A 13,882-nucleotide genomic window follows, 5' to 3' on the forward strand; every position below is an offset into this window, starting at 1 on the left:
CAAGGCCCGGCTGGATCAGCCGGTGGCCGAGCTGCTGCCCGGCTACGCCATCCCCACGCTGGCTGGCCGGCAAATCACCGTGGGCCAGCTGGCCACGCAATTATCCGGCTTGCCCCGCCTGCCCGCCAACCTGGCGCCGGCGGACATGGCCAATCCCTACGCCGGCTATGGCGAGGCGCAGTTGCGCACCTTTTTGGCTGGCCATACCTTGACGCGCGCGCCCGGCGCCGCGTATGAATACTCGAACCTGGGGTATGGCTTGCTGGGCACGGCATTGGCCACGCAGGCAAACATGTCTTACGAGGAACTGCTGCAAGCCCGCATTTTCCGTCCGCTGGGCATGGTCTCGACTTTTACGGCAGGCACGCCCGCCCTGCGCGCGCGACTGGCGCCGGGCCACTTGGCCGATGGCAAGCCGGCCGCGAACTGGGATTTCCAGGCCATCGCGGGGGCCGGCGCCGTGCGCTCCAGCGCGCGCGACATGATTGCCTACATGCAATCGTACATGCGGTCGACCAGTCCGGCGCAGCAACTGGCCGTGCAGCCGCAGCGGGTGCTGGCCGGCGAAGGCGACGGCGATGGCGTGAAAAAGATCGGGCTGGCGTGGATGCTGGACCAGGTCAAGGGCCGGCCTTTCGCCTGGCATAACGGACAGACTGGCGGCTATGCCAGCTTTGCCGGCTACACCCTGGACGGCAAGCGGGGCGTGGTGGTGCTGAGCAGCACGGCGCGCGACGTCGATGGGCTGGGTGTGGGCGTGCTGCTGCCCGGCAGCCTGTCGCCGCCGAACGGCCCGGCGCCCAAGGAAATCGCCATCGCCCCGGCCGAACTGGCGCAATATGCGGGCCTGTATGCGCTGGCGCCCACGTTTGTCCTCAGCGTGCGCCAGGGTCCGGAAGGCTTGCTGGTGGGCGCCACGGGCCAGCCTGAAGCACCTGTGTACGCCAGCGCGAAAGACACCTTCTTTTACAAGGTGGTCGAGGCGCAGCTGGTGTTCCAGCGCGACGCCCAAGGCGCCGTCACGGGCGTCGTCCTGCACCAGAACGGCCATGCCCTGCCGGGAAAACGCAAGCCTTAGCATGCTGGCAAGAGTGCCATAAAACTCAGGCAACCTTCATGTTGCGGCCGTATCCTGCAATTGACATGCCAGACACCTTACCCAGGCACTGGCGTGCATCCGGCCCACCCAGGACAAGGTTCCCCATGACACCCGCTTTTACTTTCCTTCCCCTTTGCCTGCTCGGCAGCGCCGCGCTGGCCGCGCCCGTACTGGACGACGCCGTGCGCCAGCGCGCCGAGGAACTCACGCGCACGGGCATGCACCCGAGCATCGTCATCGCCATCATCGACGGCAAGGACAGCGCCGTGTACGGCTTTGGCCATGTCCATGCAGGCAAGAGCGCCAAGCCGGGCGCCGATACCGTCTACCAGATCGGTTCCGTTACCAAGACCATGACGGCCCTGCTGCTGGCCGACGCCGTCGTCGAGGGCAAGGTCAAACTCGACGAGCCCGTGGCGGCATTATTGCCCGGCTATACGGTGCCTGCGTTCGACGGCAAGACGATCAGTGTGCTCGACCTGGCCACGCACTATTCCGCGCTGCCGCGCCTGCCCGACAACTTCGCGCCCAAGGATCCGGCCAACCCGTATGCCGACTACACGGAAGCCAAACAGCGGCAGTTTCTTGCCGCCTACCACCTGCCGCATGCGCCGGGCACGGCATTTGACTACTCGAACATCGGCTACGCCGTGCTGGGCACGGCCCTGGCGGCACAGGCGGGCACCAGCTATGAAGCGCTGCTGCAAAAGCGCATCGCCGTGCCGCTGGGCATGCGTTCCACCTCGAACAAACCCACGCACGGCATGCTGGCGCGCCTGGCGCCTGGCCATTTGCTGTCGGGCGAACCGACACCCGCCTGGGATTTAAATGTGGTGGCGCCGGCCGGCGGCGTGTATTCGAGCGCGCGCGACATGATCGCCTACCTGCAAGCGTATATGTTCAAGCCGCTGCGCCCGTATGCGCTGGCGATCCAGCCGCAGCGTGCGCTGGCGCCCGACAGCGATACGAAAGTCGGCCTGGCCTGGCTGCTGGAGCAGCAACAGGGCCAGACCTACGCCTGGCACAGCGGCCAGACGGGCGGCTACTCGAGTTATGCGGCGTTTACAACAGACGGCAAGCGGGGCGTGATGGTGCTGACGAACACGGCCCGCACCATCGACGCGCTGGGCTTGTCCGCCCTGCTGCCCGGCACGCCCTTGCCGCCGCTGAAAAAGCCGCTGGCCGCCATCGCGCTGCCGCGTGCCGCGCTGGCCGAGTACGTGGGCGAGTATCTATTGGACAAGGATTTCACGTTGACGGTGACCTTGGGCAAGAATGGCCTGGAAGCGGCCGGCACGGGCATGGGATCCGCCCCCTTGTTTGCCAGCGCGAAAGACCAATTTTTCTTCCGTGCCATCGACGCGGACCTGGCGTTTACACGCGATGCCGCGGGCAAGATCGCCAGCGCCGTGCTCAAACAAGGCGGGCAGGACGTGGTCTTGCCGCGCAAGCCGTAAAAGTCATGCTGCCGGGTCTTGCATGAATTGCTCGACCCGGGCGACGAACGCCGCCTTGCTGCGCGTGCGAAATTCGCCCAGGAAGGCGTCGCTGCCCTGGACGATCTTGCCGTGGCGGTCGTATTCCACCTTGCCCATCTCCAGCACGAATTCGCCCTGCGGATCGTCCTCAGGTTCAAAATGCGAATTGAAGCAGTAACCGTTGTCGCGGCAGCTGCCCCACAGCAGCAGCGCGCTGCTGAACCATTCCATGGTATCGGGGCTAGGCTCCACTTCGAACAGGGTATTGACGGTGATGTGCCAGCCGCCCGGTACGCGCAGCGGCTGCAATGGATAAGGAAAGCGTGGCTGTTTCATGGGGACGATGGTGCGCGGCGCGCCCGGTAAAAAGTGAGGAATTCCGCAGCCGGCAGCGCTTTGGCAAACAGCCAGCCCTGGCCGAATTCTACCTTGCGTTCCAACAAATAATCGGCTTGCTGCTGCGTTTCAATGCCTTCGGCCACGATCAGCATGTTCAAGGTACGGGCCATGGCGATGATGTGCGGCGTGACGCTGCTGGTAGCGGCGTCCGTGCCGATGGTGTCGACGAAGGATTTGTCGATTTTCAAGGCGTCGAGCGGCAGGTTTTGCAGGCTCGACAGGCTGGAATAACCGGTGCCGAAGTCGTCGATGGCCACCGCGTGGCCGCGCGCCCTGGCCTTTTCGATGGTGGCGCGGGCCGCTTCCACGTTGATGAAGCCCCGCTCCGTTGCTTCCAGCCAGATCTGCTGCGCCTCGATGCCGGTGCCGGCCAGCGCGCGTTCCAGCACGTCGAGCACCCGGCCCGTTTCGATGTCGCTGGCGCACAAGTTGATGGCGATATGCAGGTCGCGGTCAGCCAGCAGCGCGGCGCGCATGTCGGCAATCACGCAAGCGATGACCTGGTCCGTGATGGGCAGTATCAGTTCGGCCTCCTCGGCCACGGGGATGAACAGGTCGGGGCGTATCATGCTGCCGTCGGGGCGGCGCCAGCGTATCAGCGCCTCGGCACCCACGCACACGCCCGTGTCGAGCGCGATGATCGGTTGATAGTGGACAAAGAATTCACGCCGCTCGACCGCCGTTTCCAGCTCGCCGCGCAGAGACAGCCGGCGGCGCGACAGCCACACGACGATGCCGACGATGAAGGCGGCCATCAACAGGCCCAGCGGCAAGAGCAGCAGCTGTTCGCGGCGCAGCCTCTCGCTGAGCTTGCTGCGCGGCTCGATCATGACGGCCGTCAAGCCATCGCGGTACAGCATCGCATGGATGCTGTCCTCGTGGGCAAGGTTGCCCATCGCTTCCTTGCCGTCAAGCAGGGTCTTGACCAGTGCCGGGTCGGGATGGTGCAAGGTGTCGAGCACGCCGCCCTTGCCGATGGCCACGGCCATCTGGATATCGTTGTCGACGATGACGTCGGAAAAGCGCACGGGATCGATCAGCACTTTATAGGCGCGGTAGGACAGCCCCACCATGCGCTTGCCGCCGCTGACGACGGGGCGCAGGTTGAAATCGAGCCCCATGCCATTGTCCAGGGTAAAGTCGGCGGGCGTGACGGCGATGCGTTCTTCCTCTAGTCCGGTGGACGTGCATTTGAGCAAGCCGTTTTCCACATAGCCGATATCGTCAATGCTGCGCGTGGTGATGGTGATGCGGCGCAGTTGCTGGACATGCGCTTCCGAACACGGCGCCAGGTCCAGCGCATCGGCGCTGCGCAGGGCCATGCTGGCCGAGGCGATCGAACGGTGGGCGCGCTCGAGCGCGTAGCCAGCCAGCAGGCGCAGGCGTTCCTGCTCGCCCTGCTCGGCGCGCACGGACGACAGATAGAAGGCCAGGCTCAGGGGAGCGGCCACGCCGATGACTGCCACCAGCACGCTGGTAATAATGATCCGTTTTCTGCGCATGTGGTTACCTGCGGTAGTTATATGATTGCTATGTATTGCTCGATGGCATCATATTACAAGTGCAGGCTGCGCACGCGGATATTGCTGAACAGTTACACTTTTTCCAGTGGCCGCGCCAGCACGAACACGAGCGCCGCCACCACGGCCGCCAGTGCGCCAGCCAGGTACAGCACGCTGGCAAAACCGTCGATGAAGGCGTGGCGCGCCGCTTCCTGCGCCACGGCCTGCATCGCAGGCGGCAGCTGGCCGAAGGCGTCGGCCGCGTTGCCGGCAACGATACGTCCTATCATTTCGGGCGACGCCTTCAAGCCGTGCAGCCACGCCAGCTTGTCGAACGAGGCGGCCGTGCGCATGGCCAGCACGGCGCCCAGCGCGCCCACGGCCAGCACGATGCCGACAAAGCGCGTCGTCGTGCTGATGCCCGAGCCCATGCCCGTGCGCTCGCGCGGAATGCAGGCAAGGATGGCTTTTTGCGTCGTGCCGTTCAGCAACCCCGCCCCCGCCCCCGTAACGACCATGCCCACCGCAACCCAGCCATACTGCAGGCTGGCGGCGGCCAGGGCCGTGGCCACGTTGCCGACAGCGACGATCAGCAAGCCCGTCACCAGAATGCCGCGGTCGTCCAGATGACGCATGGCGCGCGGTGCCAGACGGGACAGCACCACCATGGCGACGGCAAACGGCAGCATGGCGCAGCCGGCCAGCACGGCGGAAAAGCCGAAGGCGTTCTGCAAATACAGGGGCAAAAAGGTCATCATCACTTGCGCGGCGATCGCATAGCCGAACATGCCCAGCACGGCGCCAACGAACACGCGCCGGCCAAACAGCGACAGATCGACCATGGGCGCGCGTTGGCGCCGTTCCACCGCGATGAAGACGGCCAGCAGCGCCGCGCCGGCCAGGAAACGCAGCACGGTGGCGTGGCTGGACCAGCCCGCCACGCTGGCGTCGATCAAGCCCCAGATGATGGCGAACAGACCGGCGGAGAATAATGCCGCGCCGAGCGGGTCGAAACTGGCGTTGGACGCATCTTTCGATTCATCCACGTGCTTGCCTACCAGCCACATCAACATGGCGACGACGGGCAGGTTCAGGTAGAAAATCCAGCGCCAGTTGATGGCGCTCGTGATCAGGCCGCCCAGCAGCGGCGCCACCGTCATGGCCACGCCCATGGCCGCGCCCCACACGGACCAGGCGCGCGCCCTCTCCTTTTCCTCGTGAAACGTGTGGCCGATGACGGCCAGCGCGGAGGTCAGCAGCAGCGCGGCGCCCAGGCCCTTGACGGCGCGCGCCACGTTGAGCACGAACGGCGTCCACGCCAGGCCGCACAGCAGCGACGCCAGCGCGAATACGGCCAGGCCGAACAGCATGACCCTGCGCCGTCCCAGGCGATCGGCGATGCTGCCGGCCGGCAGCAGGAACGAGGCGAACGCCAGCATGTAGGCGCTGACCACCCATTCCACGTCGACGAAGCTGGCGTTGAGCGAGCGGGCGATCGACGGCAAGGAAACGGCCACGACGTTGGTGTCGAGCATGATCAGGGCGCAGACGCCCGAGCACGTATATAAGGTCCAGTTGGGTTTCTTCATGTCCCGATTGTAAGCACGCTTGTATTATTTCCTGTTATAAGGCAGCCGCCTTATAATTTACCCATGGTGAATACAGACAAAGAGATGGAACTGCGGCATTTCCGCTGCGTGCTGGCCGTGGCGCACAGCCTGCACTTCGCGCGGGCCGCCGCGGAACTCGGTATTTCGCCGCCCGCCCTGACCAAGCAGGTGCAGGAAACGGAAAAGTTGCTGGGCACGCGGCTGTTCCAGCGCAGCAAGCGCACCGTGTCCCTGACGGCCGCCGGAGAACTGTTCGTCATCGAGGCTGCGCGCGCGCTGGGGCAACTGGCGCAGGCGCAGGAAGTGGCGCGGCGCGCGGGCCGGGGCGAGCTGGGACGGCTGGAAATCGGCTACGTGGCCTCGGCCGCATATTCCGGCGTGCTGCAAGACCAGTTTGCCCGCTTTCGCGCCAGCCACCCCGGCATCCACATCGGTGCGCGCGAATACGCGATGGATGCCCTGCCCGGCTTGCTGGACCAGGGCCGGGTCGACCTGGCCTTCGTGCGCCCGCCCCTGCACTTGCCGGACGGACTGGACAGCGTGGTCTTGCTGCGCGACCGCTTCGTGCTGGCCGTGCTGACGGACAGCCCGCTGGCTTTGTTTGATGTGGCGGCGCCGGCCGCGCTGGCGCAGCAGTCCTTCATCGTGCCGGAACAGGAATTGGGAACGTTGGAAGTGAGCCGGCGCGGCGGCTTTGTGGCGCAGGTGGTGTCGCGTCCGGGCAGCCTGGTGGCCGTGCTGACGGAAGTGTCGCTGGGCGTCGGTTGCGCCATCGTGCCCCATTCCGTGATGGCCAGCGTGCAATTGCCGGGCGTGGTATTCCGCGAGCTGGCAGGGCCGCAGATCAGCTCGGAAATCGCCGTGGCCTTCCGCCGCCACGAACAGGCGCCCGCCGCGCGCGCCTTCATTGCCCAGCTGCGCTCGGCGGCGCTGGCTTGACCTCAGTTCTTCAATACCGCCACGGCGTAGGTGCAGGCGGTGGCCGTTTCATTCCTGAACACGCAGTCGGCCGGCGGCCCCAGTTCCAGGCAGTCGCCCTCGTCCAGCACGTGGCGCGTCTCTCCTTCGATGAACACGAGGCTGCCGCTGAGCGACCAGATGAGTTGTCTCCGCGCTACATAGGCGGCGGCCGGCATGGCCACCACGGCGCCTGGCGGCAAGGTAATATGCACGAGGTCGAGCGGCATGTCGGACGCGGGCGACACGTGCCGCCGCACGTAACCGCTCTGCGGGTCGATCCATACCGGTTGTTCCGCCTTGCGCAGCAAGCGCCCTGCGCGTATCTCGGCGCGGGCGATCAGCTCGGACATGCTCAGGTCGAAGGCGCCCGACAGCCGCGCCAGCAAGGTGGCCGTGGGGCTGCAGTCGCCCCGCTCCACCTTGTGCACCATCGCGCGCGACACGCCCGAGCGGGCCGCCAGGTCCGTCAGCGACCAGCCCAGGTTTTCCCGCTCGAGGCGCACCCTGGCGCCGATGCGCTGGTTCAATTCGTCTGGTTTAGTGGACATGTATTGGCTTCCATTCGGATTTTATTGGACAAGCGGTGGACGGCAATCTATGATTTGTCCATTATAGTAGACGCTTGACGAGGAGAGCAACATGCAGATACGCGATGCCCATGCGGGCGATATCGAGGCCATACTGGCCATCTACAACGATGCCGTCAGCAATACCCTGGCCATCTGGAATGAACGGACGGTCGATGCGGCCAACCGCGCGGCCTGGCTGGCCGACCGCCAGCGGGCCGGTTATCCGGTGCTCGTTGCCATCGATGCGGAGGGAAAGGTCGCTGGCTACGCCTCGTTTGGCGACTGGCGCCCGTTCGAGGGTTTTCGGCATACGGTCGAGCATTCCGTGTACGTGCGCGCCGACAGTCGCGGCGCCGGCGTCGGCAAGACCTTGATGGTGGAATTGATAGCGCGGGCGCGCGGCTTGGGCAAGCACGTGATGGTGGCGGGCATCGAAGCGGGCAATGCCGGCTCAATCGCCCTGCACAAGCAGCTGGGCTTCGAGGAAGTGGGCTTGATGCGCCAGGTGGGCACCAAGTTCGGCGCCTGGCTGGACCTGGCGTTCTTGCAGCTGCAGCTCGATACGCGCAGCGATCCGGACGGCATCGCGCCGCCCGGCTAAGCAAGCATCAGGGATCAATCTCCGGTGGCGGACGGCGCAGCGCCATATGTTCCCACACGGCCACCAATACCAGCACGCAGCTGGTGATGCAGGCCAGGGTCAGCGGCGAATACAGGCGGCCGTAGGCCATCGGGATCAGCGCCAGGATGATCAAAATGCCCAGCAGATGCGACAGTGGCGGCGCGGCGCGCTCGCTGCTGACCCATTTGAACAGTGCATTGCCCAGCAAATACAGGATCGGGCCGCCCAGCAAGGCGCTGATGCCGGCGAAGCTCGCTTCGTCCGGATGCACGAGGGCCAGTTCATCGGCCACGGCGCTGACGATCACGCCGCCCACGATCAGCACGTGGATATACGTGTAGGCCTTGCGGGCGATGCGGCCCGGGTCTTTCGAGTGGGCGATGCGGTGGTGGCCCGCCTCGGCGCCCGTGTCGAAATAAATCCACCACATGGCGATGCTGCCGACCAGGGCCGACAGGAAGCCCAGCCAGTTGGCGGCCGTCCATTCCAGGCCCGCGAACGTGGCGCCCGTCACCAGCAGGGATTCACCGAGGGCGATGATGACGAACAGGCCGCAGCGCTCGGCCATGTGGCTGCCATCGACGTCCCAGTCGGCCGTCGTCGAGCGGCCCAGGCCAGGCAGGCCGAACTGCATCCAGGGGCCGGCCAGGTCGATCGCCAGTGCCAGCATCCACCAGAAGATGCGCTGCTCGGGCGACGCGACGCCGCCGGCGATCCAGAAGATGCCGGACAACACCGCCCACAGGGCAATGCGCTGGAAATTGCGGCGGCGCGACAGCGCTTCATGGCGCACGGCCCACCAGGCAAACAGGGGCCGCCCCACCTGCATGGCGACGTAGGCGCCAGCAAAGGCCAGGCCCCGCGTGCCGAACGCTTCGGGAATCGAGGCCGACATGATCAGGCCGCCCAGCATCAGCGCGAACAGGCTGATGCGCACGGGTATGCGTTCGGGGTCGAGCCAGTTGGTGATCCACGACGTAAAGATCCACACCCACCAGACGGCCATCAGCAGCAAGCCCGTCTGCAGCCAGCCCATGGCGCTCAGGTGGGCCAGCAAGCCGTGCGACAGCTGCGTGACGGCAAACACGAACACGAGATCGAAGAACAGCTCGATCATGCCCACCTTGCCGCTGTCCAACCCGCCGCGCGTGCGCAACAGCGATTTTGTCAATTCCATAGCTACTCTTTCATTCATGCTTGATTAAAACGGTTGATCCTGGACTTTATAACTTTACGGGTGTCAACAAGGGCAAGCCGGCAAAGTGCGCGGCCAGGTTATCGACGACCAGTTGCCCCATCGCATGGCGCGTTTCCACGGTCAGGCTGCCCACGTGGGGCGTCAGCACGACGTTGGGCAAGGCGCGCAAGGCGTTTGGTACGCGCGGTTCGTCCGCAAACACGTCGAGGCCGGCTGCGCCCAGGTGGCCATCCTGCAAGGCGGCGATCATGGCGTCTTCGTCGATCAGCGCGCCACGGGCGATGTTGATCAGGGTGCCTTGCGGACCGAGCGCATCGAGAATGGTGCGGTCGACGATCTTGCGCGTGGCCGGCGTGCCCGGCGCGCAGACGATCAGATAATCGCTTTCCTGCGCCAGGGCCAGCAGCGATTCGGCGCGCGGCACGTCGGTGCCGACAATGGCGCGCGGCTGGAAATAGCGGACGTGGACGCCGAAAGCGGCCAGGCGCAGCGCGATGGCTTGCCCGATCTGGCCGAAACCGAAGATGCCGGCCGTCTTGCCGCGCAGGCTAGATGCCGGGGTGATGGCCTCGCGGCGCTCCCAGCCGCCGTCGCGCACGAAACGGTCGAGCGCCACAATGTGCCGCGCGCTGGCCAGCAGCAAGGCCAGCGCCGCGTCGGCCACGTCGTCCGTCAGCACGTTCGGCGTGGTGGTGACGGCGATGCCCCGTTCGCGCGCCACGTCGAGCGCCACGCCATCGAGGCCCACGCCATTGACGGCGACGATTTCCAGTGCGGGCAGCAAACCCATGTCGGTGGCGTTCAAGCCCAGCGCGCCCGTCGTGACGACGGCGCGGATGTGGGGCGCCCGCTCGGCCAGCCAGGCGTAGCGTTCGTCCGCCGGCACTTGCCAGGCGTGGTTGCAACTATATTGCTGTTCCAGCTGCGCGTTGACGGCAGCCGAAGGGCTGGGAGCGAGAATAAGGAGTTCGGGGGGCATGGGCGTCCTGGGTCGTGTCACATGAATTGCAGACGCAACTTAGCATATTTGAGGCCCTGCCGGGGATGGCATACCCTGTTACAGCCCCTAAAACCCTGTACGCCGTGCGGTCTTTGCCTGGCATGGATCACGCTTGCATCATGCGTAAGTCGGCTTAGCCCAACGGGCGTAAGCCGACAAGCGCCGCCGCGCAACCTGTCAGATTACGCTGCGCTAATCTGACCTACACATCTGAAACGTAGGTCGGCTTGGCCCAACGGGCGCAAGCCGACGGGCGACGCCACGAAGATTGCCAGATCGCTTCAACCCGGACAAGGCACTCTTTTGACCTTGCCGCCTGTCTTGAACGGGTCGGCGCCCGCGCCCGGGTTCGCGTCGAGACCAAAGCACGTGGCGCCGCCGGCGCTGACGACGCGCGTGACGGGGCGGCCGTCGGCCGTCAGGTATTCTTCCACGCGGATGACGGGGCCGCCGCGCCAGGCGGAGGCGACCAGCTTCTGGAAGGTGCTGTCGCTCTTGAGTTCGGCCGTGGCCAGCCATGGCTTGTCTTGTTTGAGCTCGCCGCGCAAGGCCTTGTCGGCGGCGCCTGCGGCCAGCCGGGCGCGCGTGCGCAAATCTCCGACGGACGGCGCCGTGGCGGGTGCGGCAGGAAACTCCTCGGCGGGAACGGTGATGGCTTCCGCTGCGACGGCCGGTGGCGCAACGATGGCGGACGGCGCGACAGGCGGCACAGCGCCACGCGCACGCGGCATGGGAACCGGCATGGGCAAGGCCAGCGGCGGCGCCGGCGGCGTTGGCCGGGGCGGCAGCAAGGTCATGAAGGCCACTTCCGTATATTGCTTGAGTTGCCGCGCCGGCAGGAGCAGGAAATACAGGCCCAGCACGTGCATGGCCAGGATCAGCACGACGGCCGCGCCCTTCAGGCTCAAGCCCTCCCGCATGCGCATGGAAGCGGACTGTAGATGGCGGAGCAATGGCATGCGGTTTCCTGTGGGCGCGGGGCGCGATAACCCATTTTAGCGAAACTTGACCATAGGCATTAATAAATCCATAAGGTATCGGTTGACGCCCCTTTTCCTGCCAGATTCCAGTACCGCGGCTTGCCGGTTGTTGTACAAATGGCGACTTTTTGATCGCTTTCTCACACTTTCCCACGCATGTCGCCGCGCTGGAATATAATGATAATCATTCTCATTAATATCCAGATAACACCATGCGCTCCTTCCACCTCGTCCCTACCCCGTTCGCCCTGGCCGCATTCCTGCTGGCCAGCGCCGCCGCTCATGCCCAAACCGTTCCGGCAGACAGCGGCGCGCAAACCATGCCGACCATTGTCGTCAATGCCTCGGCCGATGCGTCGGCGGAAGGCTTGTCGAAGGCGTATGCGGGTGGCCAGGTGGCGCGTGGCGGGCGCATGGGTATCCTCGGGTCCGTGGACATGATGGATTCGCCATTCGGCAGCACCAGTTATACCCAGCAATTCATTGCCGACCAGCAGGCGCGCAGCGTGGGCGACTTGCTGCAAAGCGATGCGGCCGTGCGCATGTCGCGCGGCTATGGCAATTTCCAGGAAGTATATGTCATCCGCGGTTTCGCCCTCGATTCGGACGACGTGGCCTACAACGGCCTGTACGGCGTGCTGCCCCGTCAATATGTTTCGCCGGAATTGCTCGAGCGCGTGGAAGTGTTCCGTGGCGCCAGCGCCTTTCTCAACGGCGCGGCGCCGGGCGGCAGCGGCATCGGCGGCGCCATCAACCTGATGCCCAAGCGCGCCGGCAACACGCCGTTGACGGAACTGACGGTGGGCGTGGAATCGGGCGGCCACGCCTATGCGGCCATCGACGTGGCGCGCCGCTTTGGCGACAACCAGGAATTTGGCGTGCGCGTGAACGCCGCCAAGCGCCAGGGCGAGACCAGCATCAAGCGCGAAGACCACGACGTGGGCATGTTTTCCGTCGGCCTCGACTATCGCGGCCGCGGCTACCGCCTGTCGGCCGATGCCGGCTACCAGAATTTCGATCTGACGGCGCCGCGCCCTTCCATCAACACGGGCAGCCTGACGGCCTTGCCGGGCGCGCCCGATGCGTCGAAGAACTTTGCCCAGCCGTGGAGCTATTCGAAGGAACACGATGTGTTCGGCACGGCGCGCGCCGAAGTGGACCTGGCCAAGGATGTCGTGGCCTGGGCCGCGTTCGGCAGCCGTTCGACGAAGGAGTCGAACAGCCTGGCCCAACCGACGTTGACCTCGCTTAATGGCGATGCCAGCGTGTACCGCTTCGACAATGCGCGCAAGCAGGAAATCCGCACGGGCGAGCTGGGCATCCGCGGCAAGCTCACGACGGGCGCCGTCCGGCACACTCTGGTGGCCAGCTGGTCCGGCCATTGGAACGAGGCGAAGAATGCGTATGCGATCAGCGACTACGCGGGCTTGCCGACGAATATCTACCGTCCGTTGGACGTGGCCATGCCGCCCACCCTGTCCGCCAACTCGGGTGGCGTGATGAGCGATCCGCGCCTGACGCAAAAAACCATCCTCAGCAGCTACGCCGTGGCCGATACCATGGCCTTCCTCGACGACCGCCTGCTGCTGACCGTGGGCCTGCGCCGCCAGCAGATCCGCGACGCCGCGTATGCGTATGGCACGGCCGTGCAGTATTCCAGCTATGACAAGCGCGCCACGACACCCGTGGCCGGCATCGTCTACAAGGCCAGCAAGAACGTGTCGCTGTACGCCAACTACATCGAGGCGCTGGTCAAGGGCCCCGTTGCCAGCGGCACCTATTTTGATGGCAAGAATGACGTGCCACTGAGCAACAAAGGCGAAGTCTTCTCGCCCTACAAATCGAAGCAGAAGGAAATCGGCATCAAGTATGACGGCGGCAGGCTGGGCATGAGCGCCGCCCTGTTTTCCACCGCCAAGCCTTTGCCAGCCGTGGTCGGCTCGCGCGCTACATTGTCGGGCGAACAGCGCAACCAGGGCCTGGAACTGTCCGTCTTCGGCACGCCGATGGCGGGGGTGCGCCTGCTGGGCGGCCTGACCTGGCTCGATACGGAACAGCGCAAGACGGACAAGCCGGCCAACAATGGCAAGAATGCCATCGGCGCGCCAAAAACACAGCTCAGCGTGGGTGGCGAATGGGACGTGCCCAACGCGCCAGGCTTGAGCCTGAACGCCCGTACCGTCTACACGTCGACGCAGTATGCGGACCTGGCCAACCGCAAGCAACTGCCATCGTGGACCCGCATCGACATCGGCGCGCGCTACCTGACGCAGGTGGCGGGCCATGACGTGACCTTGCGCGCGCGCATCGACAACGTGGCCGACCGCAGCTACTGGGCCTCGGCCGTCTCTTCGTTCGACGCGGGCAGCCTGGTGCTGGCCGCGCCGCGCACCTTCGTCGTCTCGGGCAGCGTGGCATTTTAAAGAGCTGGCAGTCCATGCCGTCACGAAAGCTGCCTTCGGGCA

Annotated in this window: 12 protein-coding genes; 5 read left to right on the plus strand and 7 right to left on the minus strand. The window is 65.4% G+C overall.

Annotated features, from left to right (window positions below):
• Positions 1 to 1,078 (plus strand): serine hydrolase (locus tag ASN89_RS12855; protein WP_058049517.1); only part of this gene is annotated, 1,078 nt, incomplete at its 5' end.
• Between the two features lie 125 nt (positions 1,079 to 1,203).
• Positions 1,204 to 2,556 (plus strand): serine hydrolase, encoded by a 1,353-nt coding sequence (locus ASN89_RS12860; protein ID WP_058049518.1) that lies wholly within the window; start codon positions 1,204 to 1,206, stop codon positions 2,554 to 2,556.
• A gap of 3 nt (positions 2,557 to 2,559) precedes the next feature.
• Here ASN89_RS12860 and ASN89_RS12865 read toward each other — a convergent pair whose 3' ends face one another.
• The 3 genes from ASN89_RS12865 to ASN89_RS12875 all read right to left on the minus strand — a co-directional run bounded on the left by ASN89_RS12865 (position 2,560) and on the right by ASN89_RS12875 (position 6,067).
• Positions 2,560 to 2,913: a hypothetical protein gene (locus tag ASN89_RS12865; RefSeq protein ID WP_152988554.1), complete on the minus strand. Its 354-nt coding sequence runs from the start codon at positions 2,911 to 2,913 to the stop codon at positions 2,560 to 2,562.
• Positions 2,910 to 4,478 carry an EAL domain-containing protein gene (locus ASN89_RS12870; RefSeq protein WP_058049520.1) on the minus strand — a complete coding sequence of 523 codons (1,569 nt, stop codon included), beginning with the start codon at positions 4,476 to 4,478 and terminating at the stop codon, positions 2,910 to 2,912. Before ASN89_RS12870 ends, ASN89_RS12865 begins: the two co-directional genes overlap by 4 nt.
• Before the next feature lie 92 nt (positions 4,479 to 4,570).
• Positions 4,571 to 6,067: an MFS transporter gene (locus ASN89_RS12875; protein ID WP_058049521.1), complete on the minus strand. Its 1,497-nt coding sequence runs from the start codon at positions 6,065 to 6,067 to the stop codon at positions 4,571 to 4,573.
• A gap of 63 nt (positions 6,068 to 6,130) precedes the next feature.
• Between ASN89_RS12875 and ASN89_RS12880 the strand changes: the two genes are divergently transcribed.
• Positions 6,131 to 7,027: a LysR family transcriptional regulator gene (locus tag ASN89_RS12880; RefSeq protein WP_058049522.1), complete on the plus strand. Its 897-nt coding sequence runs from the start codon at positions 6,131 to 6,133 to the stop codon at positions 7,025 to 7,027.
• 2 nt (positions 7,028 to 7,029) lie between these two features.
• Here ASN89_RS12880 and ASN89_RS12885 read toward each other — a convergent pair whose 3' ends face one another.
• Positions 7,030 to 7,596 carry a helix-turn-helix domain-containing protein gene (locus ASN89_RS12885; protein WP_058049523.1) on the minus strand — a complete coding sequence of 189 codons (567 nt, stop codon included), beginning with the start codon at positions 7,594 to 7,596 and terminating at the stop codon, positions 7,030 to 7,032.
• Between the two features lie 91 nt (positions 7,597 to 7,687).
• Here ASN89_RS12885 and ASN89_RS12890 point away from each other — a divergent pair, with 91 nt between their 5' ends.
• Positions 7,688 to 8,218, plus strand: a complete 531-nt coding sequence (locus ASN89_RS12890; protein WP_046685226.1) for a GNAT family N-acetyltransferase — start codon at positions 7,688 to 7,690, stop codon at positions 8,216 to 8,218.
• Positions 8,219 to 8,225: 7 nt separating this feature from the next.
• On the opposite strand, the gene ASN89_RS12895 is transcribed toward ASN89_RS12890, so the two are convergent.
• From ASN89_RS12895 to ASN89_RS12905, 3 genes are all read right to left on the minus strand, one after another.
• Entirely contained in the window at positions 8,226 to 9,410 is a 1,185-nt protein-coding gene (locus ASN89_RS12895) for a low temperature requirement protein A (protein WP_409929625.1), read from the minus strand.
• A gap of 52 nt (positions 9,411 to 9,462) precedes the next feature.
• Positions 9,463 to 10,416: a 2-hydroxyacid dehydrogenase gene (locus ASN89_RS12900; RefSeq protein WP_058049524.1), complete on the minus strand. Its 954-nt coding sequence runs from the start codon at positions 10,414 to 10,416 to the stop codon at positions 9,463 to 9,465.
• A gap of 302 nt (positions 10,417 to 10,718) precedes the next feature.
• Entirely contained in the window at positions 10,719 to 11,396 is a 678-nt protein-coding gene (locus ASN89_RS12905; RefSeq protein WP_058049525.1) for a hypothetical protein, read from the minus strand.
• Positions 11,397 to 11,629: 233 nt separating this feature from the next.
• Between ASN89_RS12905 and ASN89_RS12910 the strand changes: the two genes are divergently transcribed.
• A complete protein-coding gene (locus ASN89_RS12910; RefSeq protein ID WP_058049526.1) occupies positions 11,630 to 13,840 on the plus strand; it encodes a TonB-dependent receptor in 2,211 nt (736 codons plus the stop codon).
• Positions 13,841 to 13,882 lie beyond the last annotated feature (42 nt).

This window comes from Janthinobacterium sp. Ant5-2-1 (assembly GCF_001445815.1).
Taxonomy (GTDB): domain Bacteria; phylum Pseudomonadota; class Gammaproteobacteria; order Burkholderiales; family Burkholderiaceae_D; genus Janthinobacterium; species Janthinobacterium lividum_E.

Coding starts and splice junctions, on each gene's coding strand:
- ASN89_RS12910 (WP_058049526.1), top strand. CDS start 11,630: ATGCGCTCCTTCCACCTCGTCCCTACCCCGTTCGCCCTGGCCGCATTC.
- ASN89_RS12890 (WP_046685226.1), top strand. CDS start 7,688: ATGCAGATACGCGATGCCCATGCGGGCGATATCGAGGCCATACTGGCC.
- ASN89_RS12860 (WP_058049518.1), top strand. CDS start 1,204: ATGACACCCGCTTTTACTTTCCTTCCCCTTTGCCTGCTCGGCAGCGCC.
- ASN89_RS12875 (WP_058049521.1), bottom strand. CDS start 6,067: ATGAAGAAACCCAACTGGACCTTATATACGTGCTCGGGCGTCTGCGCC.
- ASN89_RS12880 (WP_058049522.1), top strand. CDS start 6,131: ATGGTGAATACAGACAAAGAGATGGAACTGCGGCATTTCCGCTGCGTG.
- ASN89_RS12905 (WP_058049525.1), bottom strand. CDS start 11,396: ATGCCATTGCTCCGCCATCTACAGTCCGCTTCCATGCGCATGCGGGAG.
- ASN89_RS12885 (WP_058049523.1), bottom strand. CDS start 7,596: ATGTCCACTAAACCAGACGAATTGAACCAGCGCATCGGCGCCAGGGTG.
- ASN89_RS12865 (WP_152988554.1), bottom strand. CDS start 2,913: ATGAAACAGCCACGCTTTCCTTATCCATTGCAGCCGCTGCGCGTACCG.
- ASN89_RS12870 (WP_058049520.1), bottom strand. CDS start 4,478: ATGCGCAGAAAACGGATCATTATTACCAGCGTGCTGGTGGCAGTCATC.
- ASN89_RS12900 (WP_058049524.1), bottom strand. CDS start 10,416: ATGCCCCCCGAACTCCTTATTCTCGCTCCCAGCCCTTCGGCTGCCGTC.